The sequence below is a fragment of the Bifidobacterium sp. 7101 genome (assembly GCF_000499285.1).
Taxonomy (GTDB): domain Bacteria; phylum Actinomycetota; class Actinomycetes; order Actinomycetales; family Bifidobacteriaceae; genus Bombiscardovia; species Bombiscardovia apis_A.
The window spans coordinates 511,381-533,473 of record NZ_AWUN01000001.1; the positions used below are offsets into that span (position 1 = coordinate 511,381).

Here is a 22,093-nt window from a genome sequence, read left to right on the forward strand (position 1 = left end):
GGCCGCCCCCATCAGGCAATCACAACCTCAGTCAGAGGAACCTCCCAGAACGCCGAAGCCCACAGGATGGGTGGTGTCGGAACCGACCACTGCGTAGCCCAAGGACTCCTTGGGAACGATGATGTGCCGACCCTTGTCGTCCACCAAATCGATGGGTCCGCCCTCGTTCAGGGCCTGGGCGATGTGGGCAGCCACCTCGTCCGCCTTGGCATTGGTGCTGAAGTTGACCGTGCGGGCCACGTTCTTGATGCCGAATTCGATATCCATTGCTACCTCCAAGGTTGTTCTCCGTCGCCCAGACCTGCCGGTCCACGGATCTTCCGGTCTCATTATTCGCTGACCCGGATGATTACGCTCTAAGCGTCCCCGTGGGGCTCCTCCGGGGAAGAGCCGGTTTCCGGCGGCGATGCCGATGTCTGTCCGTCTGTGGTGAGTGTGGGGGTCTGCTCGGGCAGGGGTTTTCTGGGAAGGACGATGGTCTCTGCCTGATCGCTTGCAAGAGCCTGAGCTGGCGAGGCATCGTGCGGCTGGGAAGCAGCCGAGGGCTGGCCGTCTCCGGATGGGTCTGCGGACGAGCGGCTTACTGCAGCCTTCGGGTCCGCTTCGCCATCCGCATCTTCGTCACCGGTGGTTGGGTTACCGATGCCGCGGAAGTGATCGCTCAGGCCTGATTCCTCCTCCTTGGGAATAGGAGCAACAGCTGGTGGCTTGGATTTATTCCTGGCATCGGAGTGGTCCATGGCGGTCTGGGCCAGAGCCAGGTCAGCTATTTCCGCCCTGTTGATGGCGATGGTGGCCGAACTTTCATCCGACGCTTCTGCTGAGTCGAGGTCCGGCTTTGGTGTTGGATTCTCCTGTATCTTGGCGGCAGAGGGGTCTTCAGCATTGTCGTCGCCCAACAGGGTGCCCACGGTGATGGTGGAGGGTGCGCCAGCGGGTGACGGACTTGGCATCTTCTGCTGCCGACGGGCGCGCTGGTCCTGCTCATGGTCGCCCAGCTGCTGGGCCAGGCGCTCAACCTGGGCCTTGAATTGGATGATCCGTTCATTGTCTGCATGATCCAAGGCGGTGATGAAGTCTCCCACCTGCTCCATCTGCAGCCAGAGATTGGCCCGGAGCATGATCAGGTCGTCCAGTCGGGCCCCCATCATCCTGCCGTAGGCTGCAATGACTGCGTTGCGGCGTGATCCGTCAAGCTTGGCGAAGATCCAGGCCAGGTCACGGGCAGGATCGTTAATCTGCATGTCCTGCCAACCGTAGACCCCGCTCAGTCCTGAACCTGCATAGAGCAGATCACCGTCTGAGAAGCCCCCATGCACAGTGCAGGTGTCGAAGGACCAGAGTCCGTCGGTTGCCACGATGGAGGCCCAGGAATCGGTGATTTCCTTGGGCACATGGCCGTCCATGCGCAGCCGCTTGATCCATCCGCGCAGTTGTGCCGCGATTTGGGCGGTGGAGAAGGCCGGATATCCGTGGGTTTTCAGAAAATCAGGGCGCACCCTGTGGATGGCGCCGATGGCTGTGCCTGCAGCCGTGCATTCGTTCAGGGTCAGCAGATGAAGGGGACGGATTCGGCCTGGGCAGTGGGTCATGACGGCAACAGCTGTGGTGCCGGTCGGGCTGTCGGCCTTCTCGCCTGGCTGGTAGGCCAGGATGCGCTCGACCTGGAAGCCCATGGCCGCCATCTCCTTGGCATCGGCCAGGGCGTGGGCCGCCTTGACTCGAGCGGCCAACCGACGTTTGCCGGCCTCCGAGCTGGTGGCCCAGACGTCGTAGACGTTGCCGGTCGCGTCCTGGACCACCGCACAGTCCACGCCCTGTGCACGGTCCAGGCTGCTGAGCTGGTCGCAATCCCGCGCGCCGGTCACGGGCACCTCGGGCATGGCGGCCGACGCCAGGGCGGCCAGGGTCAGCTTCGTTCGTTCAGTCACATTCTCAAGGATAATACAAGGACTGTTGTGGATACGGTTGTCCACTTGACCACATGGGCACGCCGCCGCCGGTTCCGGTACCGGCCTTTGACACAATGGGGGTGTGCATGAGGATGAGGAACGATTGCTGGAGGGGCTGGATCCCGCCCAGCGGCAGGCGGCTACCGTGCTTGACGGGCCTGTGCGGATCGTCGCAGGGGCCGGAGCCGGGAAGACCAGGACCATCACGCGGCGGATGGCCTATGCCTGTGCGTGCGGCAGCTGGGAGCCCTCCAGAACCTTGGCAGTGACCTTTTCGGTCCGTGCCGCGGCTGAGATGCGTGATCGACTGACCAAGCTTGGCGTGTCGGCCTCCCTGCAGGCGGCGACCTTCCATTCGGCGGCCCTGCACCAGCTCAGGCGGGTCTGGCCCCAGGTCAGCGAGACCTATCCTCCCGATTTGATTGAGGATGTGGGCCCCTTGGTGTCTTCTGCCTACCAGCGGGTCTGCGGGCAGGAGGCCGACCCGGGCCAGGTCAGGGACCTGACTGCGGAGATCAACTGGGCCAAGGTGGGGCTGATTGCCCCCCAGGACTACGTTCGGGTCTGCGCAGCCAGTCACCGTCTGCCGCCGGCCGGTCTGGAGGCTGATCGGATGGCCGATCTGTACACGGTCTTCGAGAGTTCCAAGGCCGCCCATAATCAGATGGACTTCAACGATATTCTCCTGCTGGTCTGTCACATATTGGAAGAAGACGGACAGGCTGCTGCAGATATTCGAGACCGAATCGGCTGGCTGACGGTGGACGAGTACCAGGATGTCTCGCCCCTGCAGCACCGGCTGCTCAAACTTTGGCTCAACGGCAGGCAGAACATCTGCGTGGTGGGGGACCCGGCCCAGACCATCTACTCCTTCGCGGGGGCCACCTCCTATTACTTGCTGAACTTCCCCCAGGAATTCCCTGGCATCAAGGCCGATCTGGACCTATCCACCGACTACCGGTCCACAGAAAGGGTGGTTCGATACGCCAACGGTATTCTGGCGCGCTCGCCGGTGCGTGACGACTATCTGAAGCTGACCTCCGCCCGTCAGGAGGGTAGCAGGGTCGCGATGACCCGTTATGAGGACGATGCTGATGAGGCTGGGGCCGTGGCCTCCCGTATATCCTCCATGATCCGGAAGGGGGCCCGGCCCGGCCAGTTTGCAATACTGACTCGGATCAACGCCCAGCAGACCCTGATCTGCCGTGCGCTACACGAACATGGAATCGGCTACCGGGTGCGCACCGAGTCAGGCTGGCAGAACCAGTCGGTCAATCTGAGCAAGCAGGAGGTGTTGGAACAGCTGGAGGGAGGCATAGGCCAGGGGAGGGTCACGGTCTCTACCATTCACGCCGCCAAGGGATTGGAGTTCCCCCATGTCTTCATCGTGGGCTGTGCCGAGGGGTTGATTCCCTTTGGTTCACCGCCGGAGGGGGATGCCCTGGAAGAGGAACGCCGTCTCATGTACGTAGGGGTGACCCGTGCCGAGGACACCCTGCACCTTTCCTACGCGGAGCATAAGGACGGCAGCGCCTTCGTCCGACGCGCTCCCAGCCGGTTCATTCACCGCTGAGCGCTATCGCCTGGGCCCTCGGAACATGGGGGAGCCGCTGTTCAGGCGTGGTCGTTGTCCGAGTCGTCTCTGTCCGAGTCGTCCTGGTCCGGGTGGCCATCATCGAAATTCTTGGAATCTTTGCCGGCGCTCTTCTGGCTGCCAGGAGTCTCATGGTCTGGATGCCCCTGGTCATTGGAAGCGTCGGAGTCTGCCGGGGTGATCGGGTTGGCAGAGGAATCCTTCTCTTCGGCATTCAGCAGTTTGTCCAGCTCGGCATCCCAATCCACTGAGGTGGCGGGAGTGTCGGCCTTCTGCTCGGATTGCCCGTCTGCAGAGGTTGATGTTCCGACTTGGTCGGCATCCTCCTTGACAGACAGGGAGGGCAGCAGATCAGGATGGGACCAGTGATCGTCGCGGCCCTGCACGCCCTCGTCAGCGGTGATGCGCTCCCAGAGGTCGGCGGCCTCTCGCAAACGCTTGGGATGAAGATGCAGTCCCAGCAGGGACTCGAAGGTCTGCTCCGCCGGCCCTCCCACGGCGCGCTCGCGTCGGGTCATCTCCCGCAGCTGCTCCAGGTGGGGCAGGTGGGCCATGCCAGCGTTCCATACCACGCAATCCACCCAGCCGTCGACCAGGGCCAGCAGGTCGCCCAGGCTGTGCAGGGCCTCCTTCTGCTCAGGGGTGTCTTCGATGCCGACATTGCTGAGGTTGATGGCGCCGGCAATGGATTCGGGGTTGATTTGCTCAGCATCGCGCAGCTGGTCCTCCACAGCGTCCAGGTCGATGGAGACTCCCCGGGCGTATTTGCCGATCAGGGCCTCGAAGCGCGGCATCAACCAGGGGACGGCGGCGTAGAGCCGGGCGTGGGCGGCCTCTTTGAGGGCCATGTAGCGGGTAACCTCGTCCAGATCCAGTTCAAGGGATTTGGCGTAGGTCTTGATGTTCTGCGGAATGAGGGCGCCGGCGGGGTTCTTCAGCAGCGGGATGCCCTGGTCGAATCCTCCGCGGACCTCCTTGGCCAGCTCGCCGGCGGCCTGCCCCAGCTGCATGGCGAAAGAGGTGTTTCCCAGCAGCTTCATCAGCGTGGTGGGATCCTTGAGGTTGTCCGGCAGTGGAATGGGCACAGGTCCGGCGAACATCCCGGAAATCTCGCCCTGATCGAAACCTTGGAAGCGCTGGCTTATGACGGAGGTCAAGGCATCGCTGACCGCCTGGGCCACCGGGGAGGCGAACTTTACCCAGGCGTCTATGCTGCCCTCGATCCATCCGGCACGGGTCAGGGCTTGCGTTTGGCCCGGGGCGGGGTCGAAGGCGCAGACGGTGTCCAGCCAGAGGTTGGCTTCGCTCATGACTCGGGCCACCCTGTCGCTGTCTTCGGCTGTGACTGTGGTATCGGACTGGTCGGCCCTGGTGCGTCCCAAGGCGATGTTCTTGGCCAGTGCAACGTTGATGGGACCCTGGTCAGCCTGGGCCTGCATATCGGCAGGTGTGTTGAGCCCTCCAGCAGTGAAGGCCTGGATCAGGGCCTGAACCTCGGCGGGTTTGGGCAGTTGATCGGCTCCCTGGGCCGCCATCTGGGAGCGGATGGACTCAGGCAGCTGTGAGAACTGACTCCAGGCCAGCTCGCCCTGCACCGGGCCGAAGCACTCGATGAGCCATTGGTGGATTGCATTCTCGTCCATAGCTTTGATTCCAGTCCTCGCCAAGGCAGGCCGTCCGCCCTCAAGGTTGACGTCTGCCGGGATTATCGTCTTCATCAACCATAATATTGGAGCTATGACACTTCCGCACGGGAAATCGGATCACTGCGCCACAGGCGCACCCGAAAGGCAAGCCGGGACGCTTGGCGGACCCACCCGCAAAATGCTGGTCGGCGGTCTTCTGGTCATTCTGGCCATCTTGGTGCTCTTCCTCCCATCGCCCTATACCATCGAGACGCCCGGCCCCACCCAGGATGTGCTGGGAAGTTCAAAGGGCTCACCTGTCATCAAGGTGAAGGGCGGCCAGGTTCACCATGACAAGGGTCGCCTACTGATGACCACGGTCAATGCCCGCGGAATCCCCGGCTACCCGGCTTCCAACCTTGATGCCCTGGTGGGCTGGGCCGACCCCCACGCCACGGTGCTTCCCCAGGAGGCCGTGGTCCCCCCCGGACAGAGCGTTGAGGAGTACAAGCGCCAGGAGCAGGGCGACATGCACGGCTCCCAGAAGGCCGCATCAGCCCAGGCTCTGGCCTTCCTCAAGGCCCGAGGATATGACGTGTCAGGCCTGCAATTCAGCATGAGGGTGGCCGACATCGGCGGTCCCTCGGCCGGACTCATGTACACCCTGGGGGCCATCGACAAAATCACTCCGGAGCAGGAGACCGGCGGTCTGACCATCGCTGGAACCGGCACCATGGATCAGAAGGGACGGGTCGGGGCCATCGGCGGTATCCAGCTGAAGATGCTGGGTGCCAGGCGGGACGGCGCCACCTGGTTCCTGGCCCCGGCGGCCAACTGCTCACAGGTGGCAGGTCATGTGCCCAAAGGGCTACGCGATGTCCGGGTGTCCACCTTGGACGATGCCTACAAGGCCCTGGTGGCCATCGGCCATGGCCAGGGGGAGGGGCTGCCTCGCTGCACAGCCGCCAAGGGCAAGTAAGACAAGGCCGGTCCAATTGGTGAATTCCGGCAGTCTTGTTATGCTGAAGCCGTGGCTGAGACTACAACCTATACAGCGGAAGAGTTCGGTTTTCATCCCGGAGATATCGTTCAGGAATGGATGTGGGACGACGATGTCGACGACGGGATCCGGACCAGGATTGAGGATCTGACCGGCGAGGAGCTGGTGGACGAGGACTATGACGCAGCCGTGGATGGGGTCATCATCTGGTGGCGGGACGGCGATGCGGAGGACGATCTGGCGGATACCATCATGGATGCCTCGGCCATGGTCAACAAGGGAGCGCCTTTCTGGGTGCTGACTCCCAAGCCTGGCAGGCCTGGGGCTTCGGCGCCAGGGGTCGTCTCCAATGCGGCCAAGACTGCGGGCATGAACGCCCTGATGCCCACCACCGTCAGCAAGGATTGGAACGCCACCCAGCTGCGGGCTTTCGGCAAGGGCAAGTAAGACTTCTGGCTGCATAAGCGCCAATGAACGAGGTGGTGGGCATCGGGGTCAACCGGTGCCCACCACCTCGTTTGTCATTCATGAGGAATTCCCGGAAGAATCCGTTGGCCAGCGGCCTTTACTGCTCGCCCTTCTCAGCAATGGCAGGAGCCACCGTCGTGGCCTTGTTCTGATATTCGGCCAGCAGGGTGCGCGAGCGGATGTCGCAGAGGTTGGCCACCAGGGCCATGATCAGGATGACCAGACCCACCAGGAAGATCCAATGCAGGCCGTCGAAGACGATGGTGCGGGCCGGTCCCAGCAGGCGTGAGGGGATGCTCCCTGCCGTGGCGGGGTTGATCATGCTGTTCATCATATCCTCGGTCAGTCCCTTGTACTGAGGCACCTCGCGGGCGATGACCGTGTTCATGACGATGCCGAAGATGGAGACCATCAGGGTCTGCCCCAGGGACCGGGCCAGGGTGTTGAAGCTGGTCGAGGCGCCCACGTCACCCGCCGGTACCACGCTCTGGGCGGTGATGGTCGAGGTGGTGATGGTCAGGCCGAAGCCGAAGCCGACCACGGCAGAGATGACCAGGAAGACCCAGTAGGCAGTGGCCTGAGGGACGGCTATGTAGCAGACACAGGCCGTCAGGATGAAGGCCAGTCCGATGTTGGTGGCCCGGTGCGGCGGGTGATGCATGGTCAGAGGTCCGGCCAGGTAGGCGCCCAGGAGCCAAAGAATGGAAGATGGGGTGACCACAAAGCCGCCCAGGGAGGGATTCATTCCCAGAACAGATTGCATCCAGATGGGCATGTAGGTGTCGAAGCCCATGAGGAATCCGGCCACCAGGAGCATGCAGATGTTCTGGATGACGAAGGTCCTGATGCGGAAGAGCCGCAGGGGCAGGATGGGATCCTCCTGGCGGCCCTCCACATGAAGAAGCAGGGCAAAGGTGACCACGGTGGCCGCAGCCAGAATCAGGGTGATCCGCGCATCGCCCGCCGATCCCAGGCTCTGCAGGCAGAGCATCAGGCAGATCAGGCAGACGCTGAGCAGTCCGATGCCCATGTAGTCGACGCGTGTTTCACGCGCCTGGATATGTTCGCTCAGGAAGATCTGGATCATGATGATGACCAGCAGGCCGATGGGCACGTTGATGGCGAAGACCCAGTGCCAGCTTATCTGCTGGACGATGAAGCCTCCCAGCAGGGGGGCGATGATGGAGGCGATGCCCCAGGCCGAGCCGTTCAGGCCGATCATGCCCGCCCGCTTGTCCAATGGATAGATATCGGCCAGGACCGTGTAGGTCAGCGGCTGGATGGCGCCTGCCCCCAGGCCCTGCAGAAAACGGGCGCCGATCAGCTGGGGCATGGACTGGGACAGGGCGCACAGGGTGGACCCGATCACGAAGACCAGCAGACCGATGGTCAGCAGCGGCTTGCGACCGAAGCGGTCCGAAAGCTTGCCGTAGATAGGCGTGGTGACCGCCGTCATGAGCAAGTAGATGGAGTAGACCCAGTTCATGATGGACAGCCCATGCAGGTCCCCGATGATGGTGGGCATGGCGGTGGAGACGATGGTCCCCTCGATGGCCGTCATGAAGGTGGCGATGAAGACCGCCACCGTCACCAGGGTGCGGTTGGTCTTCCTGCCACTGCCTGTATCGACTGTCTGTGACAACCCGAACCCCCTCTTATATGGTGTAAATGGTGTGTTTCTCTTCTTTTGCGGACCAGGCCCGCGAATTCCTAGTGGATTATAGCCGCACCGTGCGGTCTTGTCACCGTGTATTCTGCTAAGGTAGTGTGCTGGTCCCGTGGCTCAGTTGGTTAGAGCGCCACCTTTACACGGTGGATGTCCCCGGTTCGAGTCCGGGCGGGACCACAGGGGTTTTTAGGGGGCATGCCTGAAGTCGCGTCTTAGCGCTCACGTAGAATCGATGCACGACGATCGTTGGCAAGAAAGGTCAGGAGGTCGATGCCTGATGTCAGCTAAGCCTGATGCCCGTGGAACCGAGGCGACCATCGCGCGCTCGGGCAAGCGCAAGTGGGGATATGACACCAAGCAGGTGGACGCCTTCCTGGAGCGGGCTCACTCACTCTATGAGAGCCAGGACCCTGATCTGACCCAGGAGGAGATAGCCAACGCATCCTTTGACCTGTGCAAGAACGGCTATATCATCACCCAGGTGGATGCTGCCCTTTCGCGGCTGGAGAGGGTGATTTCCGACAGGCAGACCAGCTTGGAGATAGCCCGGGTGGGCGTGGACGGTTGGACGACCAGAATGGTCAGTCTGCAATCAGAGCTGACCACTCATGCCGGCAGACCCTCAGGCAGTGTCTTCAAGCGCGGGGATCCCGGCATGCCCTCATACGACTGCAAGCAGGTGGAGCGGCTGATTGAGCAGGTCCTCAACAAGACTTCTGACCAGCTCAACCTCCAAGAGGGGCGGAAGACGGATTCGGGCAAGTCGAAGAACACCGACATCACGGCTGACCGCGTCTCCAACGTCATCTTCACCCAGCGGCGGGGGCCCAAGGGCTATGACGAGCGTCAGGTGGACTTCTTCCTGGCCAAGGCGGTCGAGCTTCTGGAGCAGCTGGAGTCCTTTGCCAGGGTCAGCGAGAGGGCCAAGAGGGCCAGCGCTAATGCAACGGCCCCTGCTGCTGTTCCTGCGCAATCGCAGTTGCCGGTGCAGGACTCTTCAGCTTCGGGCGTTCAGCCGCTGATCGGACAGAGCCAGGCACCCGCCTGGAGCATCCCCAATGCTTCCGTTGCCGCGAACGACCAGGGAAGTCAGGACGATTTCGCTCAATTGCACCAGGCAGAGCGGGCCATCTTCGAGGCGCCGGTCGCCAGCACGCAGACAACGCCCACAGCGCCGACGGCGCAGCCCAACAGTTCGTTGAGCGCTCTGGCTTCGGCGGTCAACCAGCGGCTGGCCCAGGAAGGCGGTGGGGCAGCCCCAGCAGCATCGGCAGCGGCTGCGCCTGCCTCTTCTTCAGTCAGGTCGGCATCTTCAGCAGGCGTCGGCGGTGGAGCCCCCACCAATCCCTTTGTCTCCGGTCAGCAGGAATCGGTCATGCCCGCCTCCGTGCCGCCTGTGGCTGCGCAGCCGGCCTCTGCGCCGGCCAGCCGCACCCCTGAGGCTCCTACTGCAGCGTCAGCGGCACCCGCGTCGGTTGCACAATCCGTGCCTTTCAACCCGGTGACGACTTCTTCGCCTTCACCTGCACCACAGACTCCTGAGCCGACGGCATTTCAACCGACCCCTTCGGCTCCCGTAGCCTCCACCCCGCCTACTTCGGCAGGTGATGCTTCCGTCCCCCCGACGACAGGGGCTGATACTGACGGCTCGTCTACACCAGGATCCACCTCAATCATCTCCTCGCCCTTCGTCGATGGTCCTCTGGGTGCAGGCGGACCCCTGGGCAACTATGAGGAACCAGCGACAGCAGCGCCTGAGACCCAGGAGCGTCCTTGGGCTGAAACAGCCGGAAGCAGCACGGATACGCCCGACTGGGCCAAGCCGCGGTATTCACAAAACACGCAGAGGAGTAAGCAGGACCAGGACCCGGATTCCTACCTGGCATCCCTGCTCAACCAGGATCTGCCCAAGATGGATCTGGACATCCCCGATATTTCTTTCCCGGCCTTCGGCGACGAGGGGGAGCAGGATAAAGGCGGTAGATGAGTCATCTGACAGTAACGAATACGGACAGTGAAGGTAGGCAGTGCGGTTTGTCAGTCGGGCGTGAACGCACCTTGGCGGACTGGTCACCCAGGGATGATACCGACCAGCTTCGTAGTTTGGTCATCCTGGGATCCACTGGGTCCATCGGCACTCAGGCCCTGGATCTGATCAGTCGTCATAGGGATCGGTTCCAGGTTACCGGGTTGGCCGCTGGTGGTGCCCATGTCGAGCTCCTAGCCCGTCAGGCCCGCGATTTTGGCGTGACCCGTCTGGCTCTGGCCGACAAGGCCCAGGTTCCGGCTCTGCAGCAGGCTCTCGAAGCCCTGGGATTGACCGGCATTCAGGTACAGGCAGGCATGGAGGCGGTCCAGGCCCTGGCCGGCTCCGGTAGTGATCTGGTCCTCAACGGCATCACTGGATCAGTCGGTCTGCGTCCATCCATTGCGGCCCTTCAGGCCGGATCCCAGCTGGCTCTGGCCAACAAGGAGTCCGTAGTGGCCGGCGGCCATCTGCTCTTTGATGCCGAGGTAAGGCCGGGCCAGATCAACCCGGTCGACTCCGAGCATTCGGCCATCTGGCAGTCCCTGCGTTCTGGGCAGCATAGAGAGGTGGCCCGTCTGGTGGTCACCGCCTCAGGAGGTCCCTTCCGAGGCTGGAGCCGTCAAGCCATGCGCGGGGTCACCCCTGAGCAGGCCCTGAACCATCCGACCTGGTCCATGGGTCCGGTGGTCACCATCAACTCCTCCACCATGGTCAACAAGGGTCTGGAGGTCATCGAGGCCAGCCGACTCTTCCGGATCGAGCCCGAGCGGATAACCGTGGTGGTCCACCCCCAGTCCGTGGTCCACTCCATGGTCCAGTTCCAGGACGGGGCCACCATAAGCCAGGCCTCGCCTCCTGACATGCGTCTGCCCATCGCCCTGGGCCTTTCGGCGCCCGCCCGTCTTGACCATGTGGCTGCGGCCTGCGACTGGTCCAAGGCAAGCACCTGGACTTTCGAGCCCTTGGATAACGAGGCTTTTCCAGCGGTCAACCTGGCCAGGCGGGCTCTGGGAAGTTGTGAGCCCATGACCGCGGTCTTCAATGCCGCCAACGAGCAGGCGGTCCGGGCCTTCCTTGATCACCGGCTGCCCTATCTGGACATCGTCGAAACCATCCGGTCGGTCATGGATGCCATGGAAACGCATCTTCCGGGAACATTCACATCCGTGGAGGTAATGGAGCAAGTCGAGCATGAGGCACGCCAAAGGGCCGATGCTTTGATAGACATGACTGCGTGAGTAGCATTCCCAAGACCGAACAGTCATCATCCTCCCAAGGGTTCCGCAAGACAGGCGATCAGGCCATCAGCCAGACTCCGCTGCATCCTCGTCGCCGCTCCCGTCGGATCATGGTGGGGCCTGTGCCGGTCGGCGGGGGAGCCCCTATTTCGGTGCAGTCCATGACCAACACGGTCACCGCTGACATCAATGCCACCTTGCAGCAGATCGCCGAGCTGGCCGCCGCCGGTTGCGATATCGTGCGGGTGGCTGTGCCCAGCCAGGATGATGCCGATGCGCTTCCCATCATTGCGAAGAAGTCGCCCATCCCGGTCATCGCTGACATCCACTTCCAGAGCAAGTACGTTTTCCAGGCCATCGATGCCGGCTGTGCAGCCGTCAGGGTCAACCCGGGCAACATCCGCAAATTCGACCAGGTAGGACCCGAGATTTGCAAGGCGGCCACCGACGCGGGCATCTCACTGCGCATCGGGGTCAACGCCGGCAGCCTGGATAAGGACATCTACGCCCGCTACGGCGGCCCCACCCCTGAGGCCCTGGTCGCATCGGCCTTGAAAGAGGCCCATATGTTCGAGGACGTGGGCTTTCACGACTTCAAGATCTCCGTCAAGCACCACGATCCCGTAACCACGGTCCAGACCTACCGGCTCCTGGCCTCCAAGGGCGACTGGCCCCTCCATCTGGGCGTGACCGAGGCCGGGCCCTCCTGGCAGGGGACCATCAAGTCCTGCCTGGCCTTCGGCGCGCTCCTTGCCGAGGGCATCGGCGACACCATCCGGGTCTCCCTGTCCGCACCGCCTGTGGAAGAGGTCAAGGTGGGCTGCAAGATTCTGGAATATCTGGGTCTGCGCCAGCGCCACTTCGACATCATCTCCTGCCCCTCCTGTGGCAGGGCCCAGGTGGACGTGATCGAGCTGGCCAAGGAGGTCACCGAGGGGCTTAAGGACATCACCGCCCCCATCCGGGTGGCCGTCATGGGCTGCATCGTCAACGGACCAGGGGAGGCCAGGGAGGCCGACCTGGGAGTGGCTTCGGGCAACGGCAAGGGCCAGATCATCATCAAGGGCAAGGTGGTGCAGACCGTCCCTGAGGACCAGATTGTTCCCACCCTGCTGGAGCGGGCCAAGGAAATCGCCGCCCAGATGGATGCCAAGGCGGCGGCTCAGGGAGAAACCCTGCCGAATGCTGGACCCATGGTGGTCCCGGTCACCGGCCGTGCCAGCTGAGGGCGTAAGCTCCATCCCCGCCACCGGCTACAATGGCCGACGTGTCCCAAGAGGTTGAGCGTTCCCTCCCTGCAAGCGGGTGGAGCAGGGTCAGGCGGCTAATGACCAGCCTGCCCGTCTTCATCATCCTCATGGGACTGCTGGCCTCCGTCTCACACCTGACCGCCGTCCCCTGGAAATACGAACCAGTGGATCAGAATTTTCCTACCCTGACTCCGGACACTGCGGTCACCTTCGACTGGCCTGCCGGGGTTGACAGGGATACCGTGGGGCAGTACCAGGTCGAATCCCGTCACCAGGAATTGAGCGTGGAACGGCCTGCCACTGGTGAACACCAACGCATCCGAATACTGATTCGCACTCCCAAGGGGGCTTCAGGTCCTCGGCCGGCTGTGGTCTTCATGCACGGCGCCGGTTACGGCACCTGCGACAACTCCTTCGGGGACGTGGCCCGGACCCTTGCCTCTGCCGGTTTCGTCACCGCCGTACTGGACAAGCCGGTCTGGTCCACTACTGATGCCGACCGGGACTATCCCGCTTCGGCCAAGGCCTACGAGCGGGTTACCAATCTGCTGCGCGACCGGGATGATGTGGATGCGTCCAAGGTGGGCATCTATGCCACCAGTGAGAGCACCTGGATTGCCGCCATGCTGCTGACCATGGATCACCGGATCGCCTTCCAGATCCTGCTGAGCCCCATGGTCTATTCCCCTCGACATGCCATGGGCTTCTTCGTGGCCCAGGACTTCGCCATCGCCGGGGCCAACCAGGGATACCAGTCGGTGGTCCGTCGTCTCTTCAGCACCGACGCCGCCCTTTTCGGCCTGAACAATCTGGATATCGACCCCACCGACCGCTACACCTACTCCATCCCCACGCTGCTGGCTTATGGGGCCAAGGACGTTATGACCGCACAGGTGGAAGGGGTCCAGCGCGTGCTGTCCCAAGCGCACGCCTCGGGCAACGAAAACGTCACTGTGCGGTCCTACCCGGTCTCCAACCATGTGCTGCGCCTGGGGGACGAGGCCCGGACCGGCACCCCCTTGGCCGACCACTACCAGCAGGACATGATTGACTGGGCGGTGGGTCAGGTCCATGGCCTGCATCAGACCAGCCCCAGCGTGGGCGGGGCCACCATCCATCAGTCCATCGCCGTGCCTACCGATCTGCGGGGGCGGCGTTCGCTGACCCTCTACATGGTGGTCCTGCACCTGCTGACCCTGGTTCTTTTGCTGGCGGCCTTGGTCATGGCTCTGGTGGCCGGTCTGACGAAATTGTTCCGTCTGCGTCGGCGCAAGGATCCGGTGTTGGGCTTCAGCCATGGTTTCGGCGGCACACTGGTGACCATCACCGGCACCACCCTGGCCACCCTGGTCCTTTTCGGAGCCGGTCTGGGTCAGGTCATCATGGCCGTGGTGCGCTTGGGTTGGGGCGGCGTGCCCGACCAGGCTGGGGTCAGTTACTGGAGCTGGCCGGTTATCCAGGTGGTCTGCGCCCTGGTCATCTGGGCCTGGTCGCGCACCTTCGCCCGCATGGTCGAGGTAGCCTCCCTGAGGGGGTTGGACCGGTTTCCCGATCAGGTTCGCACAAGCAAGGCCGGCGGCCCCACTTTGCGTCAGCAGATGCGCAACCTGGATCCCAGACCTGTTCTGGCCTCCACCCGCTTTGGCATTGCCCTCTTCATCGTCACCACCCTGGCCATGTTCGGAGTCCTGCTGATCTTCGCCTTCTGGGGCCTGTTCATCTACCAATGAAAGGACGGGACCGTCGTGGCCATCTATCGTGACGAGGGCCTGGTCCTCAGAACGGTCAAACTGGGTGAGGCCGACCGGATCGTCACCATTCTGACCAGGGGGCACGGCAAGATCAGGGCCGTGGCCAAAGGGGTACGGCGGACCAAGTCCCGCTTTGGCGCGCGGCTGGAGCCATTCATGCGAGACGATCTGCTCATCTCCCGCGGCCGCAACCTGGACATCGTCTCCCAGGCCGTCTGCATAGCCCCTTATGCGGATGCCATATGCGCCGACTATGACCTCTACGCCAACGGAGGCGTCATGCTTGAGACCGCCGACAAGCTGGTGGTCGGTGAACATGAGCCGGCCCCGGAGCAATACCGTTTGCTGGTCTCCGCTCTGGCCAGCCTGGCAGGCCACCGGCACGGCCCTCGTGACATCGGCGCCTCCTACCTGCTGCGGTCCCTGACACTGGCGGGCTGGAGGCCCCGGTTGGATTCCTGCATCGTCTGCGGACGGACCGACCAGCTGACCCACTTTTCGGTGCCTGGCGGCGGGGTGGTCTGCAGTCGCGACAGGCCTACCGATGCCGTGGCGGTGGATCCCGCCACCCTGGCACGCTTCCGGGCGCTGAGCAGCGGGGACTGGTCCAAGCTGGACGGCAAAGGCTCCACCCCCCTCTGCGATGGTCTTGTTGAGAAATGGGGCGAATATTACCTGGAGCGGCCCATCAGGTCCCTGAGGCTATTAGATTCTTGAAGCATGAGCTTTGACCCCGTCGACTACACCTCCCTGGATGTGCCTGCAGCCCCCTTCTCCGATCCCGCTCGTATCCCGCACTTTCCCGAGGGCTCAGTCCCGCGGCACCTGGGAGTGATCATGGACGGCAATGGCCGTTGGGCAAAGCAGAGGGGCATGGAGCGCACTCAGGGTCACCGGGCCGCCGAGCCGGTGGTTTTCGACACCATAGCCGGGGCCATTGAGGCCGGGGTCCGATACCTGAGCCTGTATACCTTCTCTACGGAGAATTGGAAGCGCTCGCCGGCTGAAGTCCACTTCCTGATGGGTTTCTCCCGGGACATCATCCACCGTCGTGTGGCCCAGATGGACGACTGGGGAGTGCGCGTGCGCTGGGCGGGCCGTCGTCCTCGGCTTTGGAAGTCGGTCATTGACGAGCTGGAGGCGGCTATGGAGCGCACCCGGCACAACACCAGAATCGATGTGATCTTCTGCATCAATTACGGAGGCAGGGCTGAGCTGGCCGATGCAGCCACCGACATCGCCCGGGAGGTGGCGGCCGGGCAGATCAAGGGCTCCAAGGTTACCGAAAAGATGATCGCCCAGCACCTCTACAACCCCGACGTACCGGACTGCGATCTGGTCCTGCGTACCTCGGGGGAGCAGCGCACCTCCAACTTCCTGCCCTGGCAGGCGGCTTATGCGGAGCTGGCATTTGTGCCCGAGCTCTTCCCCGACTGTGGGCGCGAGGTGCTCTGGCGGGCCATCGACGATTACATACATCGGGATAGGCGCTTCGGCGGCGTGGACCAAGCCTAAGGAAAACAAGACCTCTCAATTTGTGAAGTTAGCCATAGTCGTCCATATTTACAGGTCTGAACACTCTCGTAATGCCCTTGAAAGGTAGTCTGTGTCATATCGCAGCGGAGCAAGCCATGTCTGCTGTGGAAATCAGGGCAGCAAACGAAGCGAAGGAGTGACAGGCGTGGACGATAAGCAACGTATCATGCAAATCATCGAGGACAAGTCACAGGAGTTCATCGATGCAGCCGACCATATTTGGGGTACCCCCGAGACCAGATTCGCCGTGAAGGAGTCGGTCCAGCAGCACTACAAGGTGCTGGAGCAGGAGGGCTTTGACATCGAAAAGGGCGTGGGCCATATGGACTATGCCTACGTGGCGACCTGGGGCTCGGGCCGTCCGGTGATCGGCATCACCGGCGAATATGACGCCCTGGGTGGTCTCAGCCAGGTGGCTGATCTGGGCGAGCACAAGCCCTTGGTCGAAGGCGGCAACGGGCAAGGCTGCGGCCACAACATTCTGGGCATGGCAGCTGTCGCGGCCGGAGTCGGAATCAAGACCTTCATGGAGGAAAAGGGACTCAAGGGGACCATCAAGGTCTTCGGTTGCCCGGCTGAGGAGTCGGGCTATGGCAAGGCCTTCATGGCCAGGGACGGGGTCTTCGACGGGCTGGACCTGGCCCTGTCCTGGCATCCCTCGGATGTGACCCAGGCCTGGGGCTCCTCCAGCCTGGCGGTCCTGCAGGCCTACTTCGACTTCACGGGCGTGCCGGCGCACGCGGCTGCAGCTCCTGAGCTGGGCCGGAGCGCTCTGGATGCCGCTGAACTGATGAATGTGGGCGTGCAGTTCCTGCGCGAGCACATGATCGATGCGGCCCGCGTGCACTACGCCTTCATCGACGCAGGAGGCGAGTCGGCCAACGTGGTGCAGTCCCATGCCCGGCTTTACTACTTCGTGCGCGCCCCCAGGATGGATCAGGCGCAGGATCTGTTCAAACGTGTGGAGAAGATCGCCCAGGGTGCGGCCCTCATGACCGAAACCCAGGTCAAGGAGGAGTTCGATGCGGCCTGCTACAACTTCATCCCCAACCATCCGCTGACCGAGGCCATAGACAGGAACCTGGACCTCGTCGGCCCCCTGCCCCTGGACCAGCAGGAGCTGGACTACGAGCGCCGCTATACCGACACGGTCCCCGAGGCCGGCAAGCAGCGGGTGCTCAGCCGCACCAAGGAGGCCTTCCCCGATCTTCCTGATGAGGAAGTCAGGAAGATGGCCGAGTTGACCATGGCCCTAAGAAAGTATCCACTGGTCTTCACCGATACGGCTTCGGGGTCCACCGACGTCGGCGATGTCAGCTGGCAGACGCCCACCGCCCAGTTCAGCGGCGGCTTCGAGCCCCAGGGCACCTCTGCTCACTCTTGGCAGTGGGCGGCCAACGGCAAGTCCTCGGTGGCCCACAAGGGTCTGCTGGCTGCGGGCAAGACCCTGGCCCTGACCGCCTACGATGCTTTTACCGACCCGGATCTGGTCAAGGCCGCCAAGGAGGACTTCGACAAGACCTTCGCCGGCCAGGAGTACAAGGTCGTCATCCCTGACGATGTGATGCCCCACTGACCTACTGTTCGGCTGCCGCCTGGCGGCAGCCGGCTTCGACTGAAGGACGACAGACCAATGGCAATCAAGCAATCCTCAAAAACGGCGAGTGGAACACTGATCTTCTCCCTGATGGCCGGTTACTCGATCGTGTACATGGACAAGAACATGATTTCGACCGCCATCATCCCCATCTCCGAGCAGTTCCACCTTGACTCGGGGCAGACAGGCATCATCATGTCGGCCTTCTTCCTGGGCTACTCGCTCATGCAGATACCCAGCGGCTGGCTGGCCGACCGGCTCGGGGCCAAGCGTGTGTTGATGGCCTCCATGATCATCATTGGTCTGTTCAGCTACCTGTTCGGCCTGGCCAATGGTTTGGTATTCTTCATCATCGTCCGGTTCTTCGCCGGCATGGGCCACGGCGGCTACCCGCCATCCTGCTCAAAGTCGATTGCGGAGAACTTCCCCCAGGAAAGGCGGACCTTCGTACAGTCACTGATTCTGTCGACCTCGGGCATCGGCGGCATTCTGGCCTTTGTCCTGGGCGCCAACCTGGTCGCCATCAACTGGCACCTGGCCTACGCCGTGCTGGGCACCCTCTACCTGCTGGCCTTTGTCTGCATCCTGATCTTCGTGCCCTCCAAACCCCGGCAGCCCGAGGTTGACCAGAAGCCCGGAGCCAAGGGGGCAGGGTTCCTCGAGGTCCTGAAGAATCGGAACGTGCTGGTCCTCTTCGTGGCCATGCTTCTGCTCAACATCCTCCTGTACGGCAATATCTCCTGGATGCCCACCTTCATCAAAAACACCTTCGGGCTCTCGATCGGTCAGGCAGGCATCCTGCTGGCGGTCAACGCGGTCTTCACGACAGTCGCCACCATCTATGCCGGTCAGCTGCTCTCGAAGCTCTTCCTAGGAAGGGAGAAGGTGGCCATCCTGGGTGCCGGGCTGATCAGCGCCGTCCTGGTCGTCTGCTTCGTCTTCTCGCGCAACATCTGGCTCTCCCTCCTGCTGCTGATCCTGGTATCCTGCGTCTCCGTGGTGGCCTTCACCGGCATCTTCACCTGGCCCCACAAGATCATGGACCCGCACATCATCGGCTCCGCCATCGGCATCATCAATACCGGCGGCACGCTGGGCGGATTCCTGGCTCCCATGATCATCGGCTACCTGGTCAAGGCCGCCGGTGGCTCCTTCGTTGGTGCCTTCCTCTTCATGGGTGCGGCGGCCATCGCCTCCGGCCTCATGGCTCTGCTGGTCAAAGTCGGCAAGTAAAGCCGGCGCTGAGGCAGCCTCGTAAAAGCTTCCGGTCCTGAAGCTCAAAGGTCTGAGACCGAGTCATGGCTGGCTATCTATGGCAAGGAGTCACTGTGAAAGGACCGGTATCTCTTATAGGATCTCCGATTCTTTGGTTCTGACCATAGTTGTTTGAATGAGGATGTTTTTACAAGAAAAAGGCCCGCTCCCTGAGCAATTTCAGGGAGCGGGCCTTTTCTATGCCGACCAAGGGAGTGGAATCAGCGATCCGGCTCTTCCCAGATGGTCCCCAGTTTGGCAATGGAGAGGGAGTTAATCAGGGCCTTGCCCTCGCCGGATTCGGCAATCAGGCGGATGCCGCGCGGTCCTTCGGCGGGGAAGGAGTAGGAGGACATGATCTCCAGGCCGTCGTTTACGACGACCTCGATCGAGCCCCGGTCCACGATGATGCGCAACTTGAGCTTGCCCGAGGACTTGTCGATGGGAGCAGTGCGGTAGCCCCGGTCCCCGTAGGTGTTGCAGTGGCGGTCGAGTACCACGCGGCCCAGCTGGTCGTCATAGCAGACCAGCGTGTGGTCACCTGATTGGGTCCGATGAATCTCCAGACCGATGCGCTCGGCCTGGGACTTGTTCAGGTCGATCTCCATATTGATGTCAGCGGTCTGCGCGTCGTCAACCAGATCCTGGCTGCCGTTGACCTCCAGCTCGATGGGGCCGAAGTCCTGCTGGTCCTGGTCCAGGTTGGAGAACTCGCGTATGGGCAGGCAGCGCAGATGATCACCGGCCAGGGTGACCTCGCGGGGCACCGTGAACTGGCCGCACCAGCCATCCTCCTGCATGGGAATGGGTTCGGTGAAGGGGCTCATCCAGCCGAAGACCAGCCGGCGACCGTCAGGGGCCTGGAAGGTCTGCGGGGCATAGAAGTTGTGACCGTCATCCCAGAGGTGGAACTCAGTCTCCTGATGGAAGTCACCGCCGGGCTGCCAGCTGCCGATCACGTAGCCGGCGTTGTTGTGGTTGCGGGCTTCGAACCCGTGGGGCTTCAGGCCCATGGCCGAGTAGCAGATAGCCCACTTGTCCTCCAGGGGAAACATGTCGGGGCATTCCAGCATGAAGACCTCGGGGTCGGGGTGCCGGTAGATGACCCGGTCGAAGGTCCAGTGCTCCATGTCATTGGAGGTGTACATCCAGATCTCGCCCCGGTGGGCGGGTGTGCTGACTCCGAAGACCATGTACCAGAGCCCACCCATCTTCCACACCTTGGGATCGCGGAAGTGCAGGATCTTGTCGTCGGGGCAGGGGACTACGACCCCCTTCTTTTCGAAGTGGATGCCGTCCGTGGAGACAGCCATGCACTGCTCCTGGAGGTTGCCGTCATCTTCATTGACCCCATTGCGCCAGCGGTGACCGGTGTAATAGATGGTCAGACGGCCGTCGTCGCCCACCACGGCCGATCCGGAGAAGACTCCGTCCTTCTCGACCTCCAGGGTGGGCGCCATGGCCAGGGGCTCGCGACGCCAGGTGACCAGGTCGGCGCTGGACACATGTCCCCAGTGCATGTTGCCCCACTCACTTCCGTAGGGGTTGAGCTGGAAGTAGGCATGATAGCGCCCCTTGTAGTAGCTCAGGCCGTTGGGGTCATTGATCCATCCGGCCTTGGATGCTATGTGACACTGGGGATACCAACGGTCATTGCGGGTGGCGAAGAGCTGATCAATGCTCTTCTGGGCCTTGTTCAGCTGAGCGCTCATATCGGCGTTTTCCTTGGTTGCTGACTGGTTCATCCTTGAATCCTTTCGGGTTGGATGGGTGCTGATGATGATTGATCTGGGATCAGCCCTGGGTCACGGCGGACTTCTGCGAATCCCTGATGAAGGGATCACCGTCCACCTGTTGGTCGTCGCGTTTGAGCACGAAGATGCCGTAGATCAAGGCGACCAGCACTACCAGTGAGATGGTGTAGAAGGTGACCTGGTCGCCGGCGCGGTCGTGGAGGATGCCCAGCGGGGTGGACATGGCCACCTGGCCAACCTGAGAGGCGATCTGGAAGCCCACCATGTAAAGGGTGGCGGACAGCTTGGGGTTGAAGTGCAGGGTGAAGTAACGGAAGGCAGGGAGGCTGAAGAGCGGGACCTCAATGGAGTGGAAGAGCTTGACAACGGAGACCATGACCGGGTCGTGGAAGAAACCGCACAGGCCGATCCTGGCGAACATAACTGTAGCCCCTAACAGAAGGGAGTTGCGCACACCGATCTTGCGCATGATGATGGGAACCACGCCCATCATGGCAGATTCCAGGAACACTTGGATGGAGTTGAGGATGCCATAGACCTCGTGGCCCTGTTCTGGGGTGGGGAAGAGGTTGGCATAGTAGTTGGGGAACATCTGCTGGTCGAAGACCGTGTAGAAGGTGTTGGTGAAGATTACAAAGACAATCAGGAGCCAGAGGGCAGGCATGCCCAGTACGTGGATCATGTCACGCAGGGAGGGCTGGGACTTTTCGCCCTCGGGGGTGGACTCCCGCTTGATTTCCTCGCGCTGCTCATCGGGGATCCAGAAAGCATAGACCAGGAGCATGCACGCGCCAAAGGCGGATCCCAGCCAGAAGTTGATCATCGGGTTGATGTTGAAAGTGAACCCTGCAATCAGAGCTACAATGGCGTAGCCAAAGGAGCCCCAGGCGCGGGACTGGCCGTATTCGAATCCGAATTTTCGGCTGTACCGCTCGGTGATGGCCTCGATCAGGGAGCAGCCTGACATGAAACCTGCGGATAGAACGATTGAGCCGAGTACGGCGCCCAGGATCAGGTTGGAATGCATAAGGGGGGCGTAGATAAATTGCACGAAAGGTCCGACCAGCGCTGCAATGGCCGCGATGAATATGGCGAGCCTACGCTTGACCCCCAGCTCGTCCTGTATTACCCCGTAGACAAACATTATTATCAGCGTGCCAATGGAGTTGATGGAGTAGATGTTGCCGACCTGGGTGTTGGTCATGCCAAGGCCGTTGATCAGCCATGGCGAGTAGAAGGACCACCAGATGCCCCAGGCGCAGAAGAAGAAGAATATTCCGGTGGAGGATTCCAAATATGATGGATTCCTCCACGCCGATAATTTGGCGGCCATGCTGCCCCTCTTTCCTTGTCGTGCACCGCTTCTCCGCAGTGTC

General features: G+C 62.1%; 17 protein-coding genes and 1 tRNA gene. 12 read left to right on the forward strand and 6 right to left on the reverse strand.

The features are described 5' to 3' along the window. Window positions 1-27 precede the first annotated feature (27 nt). A complete protein-coding gene (locus P272_RS0101905) occupies window positions 28-267 on the reverse strand; it encodes a DUF3107 domain-containing protein (protein WP_024627268.1) in 240 nt (79 codons plus the stop codon). Window positions 268-356: 89 nt separating this feature from the next. After that, a complete protein-coding gene (locus P272_RS0101910) occupies window positions 357-1,931 on the reverse strand; it encodes a phosphotransferase family protein (RefSeq protein WP_029677882.1) in 1,575 nt (524 codons plus the stop codon). A 103-nt stretch (window positions 1,932-2,034) separates the two neighbouring features. On the opposite strand from P272_RS0101910, the gene P272_RS0101915 reads away from it, so the two are divergent. Continuing rightward, window positions 2,035-3,525 (forward strand): ATP-dependent helicase, encoded by a 1,491-nt coding sequence (locus P272_RS0101915; RefSeq protein WP_029677883.1) that lies wholly within the window; start codon window positions 2,035-2,037, stop codon window positions 3,523-3,525. A gap of 41 nt (window positions 3,526-3,566) precedes the next feature. Here the strand turns inward: P272_RS0101915 and P272_RS0101920 are convergent, their stop codons facing one another. Beyond that, complete coding sequence (locus tag P272_RS0101920) at window positions 3,567-5,189, reverse strand: zinc-dependent metalloprotease (protein ID WP_029677884.1); 1,623 nt, start codon at window positions 5,187-5,189, stop codon at window positions 3,567-3,569. Between the two features lie 94 nt (window positions 5,190-5,283). Here P272_RS0101920 and P272_RS0101925 point away from each other — a divergent pair, with 94 nt between their 5' ends. Together P272_RS0101925 and P272_RS0101930 are read left to right on the forward strand one after the other, a co-directional pair. Continuing rightward, window positions 5,284-6,150 carry a YlbL family protein gene (locus P272_RS0101925; protein WP_029677885.1) on the forward strand — a complete coding sequence of 289 codons (867 nt, stop codon included), beginning with the start codon at window positions 5,284-5,286 and terminating at the stop codon, window positions 6,148-6,150. A 51-nt stretch (window positions 6,151-6,201) separates the two neighbouring features. Further along, window positions 6,202-6,618: a DUF3052 domain-containing protein gene (locus P272_RS0101930; protein ID WP_024627263.1), complete on the forward strand. Its 417-nt coding sequence runs from the start codon at window positions 6,202-6,204 to the stop codon at window positions 6,616-6,618. Between the two features lie 118 nt (window positions 6,619-6,736). Here the strand turns inward: P272_RS0101930 and P272_RS0101935 are convergent, their stop codons facing one another. Next, window positions 6,737-8,281 carry an MDR family MFS transporter gene (locus tag P272_RS0101935; RefSeq protein WP_029677886.1) on the reverse strand — a complete coding sequence of 515 codons (1,545 nt, stop codon included), beginning with the start codon at window positions 8,279-8,281 and terminating at the stop codon, window positions 6,737-6,739. Between the two features lie 130 nt (window positions 8,282-8,411). Here P272_RS0101935 and P272_RS0101940 point away from each other — a divergent pair. The 9 genes from P272_RS0101940 to P272_RS0101980 all read left to right on the forward strand — a co-directional run bounded on the left by P272_RS0101940 (window position 8,412) and on the right by P272_RS0101980 (window position 18,942). Next, window positions 8,412-8,485: transfer RNA gene (locus P272_RS0101940), tRNA-Val, on the forward strand. Window positions 8,486-8,585: 100 nt separating this feature from the next. Then, window positions 8,586-10,295 (forward strand): DivIVA domain-containing protein, encoded by a 1,710-nt coding sequence (locus tag P272_RS0101945; protein WP_052323121.1) that lies wholly within the window; start codon window positions 8,586-8,588, stop codon window positions 10,293-10,295. Beyond that, entirely contained in the window at window positions 10,292-11,575 is a 1,284-nt protein-coding gene (gene dxr / locus P272_RS0101950) for a 1-deoxy-D-xylulose-5-phosphate reductoisomerase (protein ID WP_253269643.1), read from the forward strand. The genes P272_RS0101945 and dxr overlap by 4 nt, the downstream gene beginning before the upstream one ends. Then, entirely contained in the window at window positions 11,572-12,801 is a 1,230-nt protein-coding gene (gene ispG / locus P272_RS0101955; protein ID WP_155804915.1) for a flavodoxin-dependent (E)-4-hydroxy-3-methylbut-2-enyl-diphosphate synthase, read from the forward strand. The genes dxr and ispG overlap by 4 nt, the downstream gene beginning before the upstream one ends. A gap of 101 nt (window positions 12,802-12,902) precedes the next feature. After that, complete coding sequence (locus P272_RS0101960) at window positions 12,903-14,555, forward strand: alpha/beta hydrolase family protein (RefSeq protein ID WP_029677890.1); 1,653 nt, start codon at window positions 12,903-12,905, stop codon at window positions 14,553-14,555. A gap of 15 nt (window positions 14,556-14,570) precedes the next feature. Beyond that, entirely contained in the window at window positions 14,571-15,293 is a 723-nt protein-coding gene (gene recO / locus P272_RS0101965; protein WP_029677891.1) for a DNA repair protein RecO, read from the forward strand. 3 nt (window positions 15,294-15,296) lie between these two features. Further along, window positions 15,297-16,091 carry an isoprenyl transferase gene (locus tag P272_RS0101970; protein ID WP_029677892.1) on the forward strand — a complete coding sequence of 265 codons (795 nt, stop codon included), beginning with the start codon at window positions 15,297-15,299 and terminating at the stop codon, window positions 16,089-16,091. Window positions 16,092-16,257: 166 nt separating this feature from the next. Then, the gene (locus tag P272_RS0101975; protein WP_029677893.1) at window positions 16,258-17,688 is read left to right on the forward strand and encodes an amidohydrolase; all 1,431 of its coding nucleotides are present in this window, start codon (window positions 16,258-16,260) and stop codon (window positions 17,686-17,688) included. 57 nt (window positions 17,689-17,745) lie between these two features. Continuing rightward, window positions 17,746-18,942: an MFS transporter gene (locus P272_RS0101980; protein WP_029677894.1), complete on the forward strand. Its 1,197-nt coding sequence runs from the start codon at window positions 17,746-17,748 to the stop codon at window positions 18,940-18,942. A 242-nt stretch (window positions 18,943-19,184) separates the two neighbouring features. On the opposite strand, the gene P272_RS0101985 is transcribed toward P272_RS0101980, so the two are convergent. After that, window positions 19,185-20,708 (reverse strand): glycoside hydrolase family 32 protein, encoded by a 1,524-nt coding sequence (locus tag P272_RS0101985; protein ID WP_029677895.1) that lies wholly within the window; start codon window positions 20,706-20,708, stop codon window positions 19,185-19,187. Between the two features lie 49 nt (window positions 20,709-20,757). Continuing rightward, window positions 20,758-22,050, reverse strand: coding sequence for an MFS transporter (locus P272_RS0101990; RefSeq protein ID WP_029677896.1), 1,293 nt, complete (start codon window positions 22,048-22,050; stop codon window positions 20,758-20,760). Between the last annotated feature and the right edge of the window lie 43 nt (window positions 22,051-22,093).

Bases quoted from the DNA above. Each gene is read 5' to 3' on its own strand.
- P272_RS0101905 (WP_024627268.1), bottom strand. From the start codon at position 267: ATGGATATCGAATTCGGCATCAAGAACGTGGCCCGCACGGTCAACTTC.
- P272_RS0101920 (WP_029677884.1), bottom strand. From the start codon at position 5,189: ATGGACGAGAATGCAATCCACCAATGGCTCATCGAGTGCTTCGGCCCG.
- P272_RS0101925 (WP_029677885.1), top strand. From the start codon at position 5,284: ATGACACTTCCGCACGGGAAATCGGATCACTGCGCCACAGGCGCACCC.
- P272_RS0101945 (WP_052323121.1), top strand. From the start codon at position 8,586: ATGTCAGCTAAGCCTGATGCCCGTGGAACCGAGGCGACCATCGCGCGC.
- dxr (WP_253269643.1), top strand. From the start codon at position 10,292: ATGAGTCATCTGACAGTAACGAATACGGACAGTGAAGGTAGGCAGTGC.
- P272_RS0101960 (WP_029677890.1), top strand. From the start codon at position 12,903: ATGACCAGCCTGCCCGTCTTCATCATCCTCATGGGACTGCTGGCCTCC.
- P272_RS0101970 (WP_029677892.1), top strand. From the start codon at position 15,297: ATGAGCTTTGACCCCGTCGACTACACCTCCCTGGATGTGCCTGCAGCC.
- P272_RS0101980 (WP_029677894.1), top strand. From the start codon at position 17,746: ATGGCAATCAAGCAATCCTCAAAAACGGCGAGTGGAACACTGATCTTC.
- P272_RS0101985 (WP_029677895.1), bottom strand. From the start codon at position 20,708: ATGAACCAGTCAGCAACCAAGGAAAACGCCGATATGAGCGCTCAGCTG.
- P272_RS0101990 (WP_029677896.1), bottom strand. From the start codon at position 22,050: ATGGCCGCCAAATTATCGGCGTGGAGGAATCCATCATATTTGGAATCC.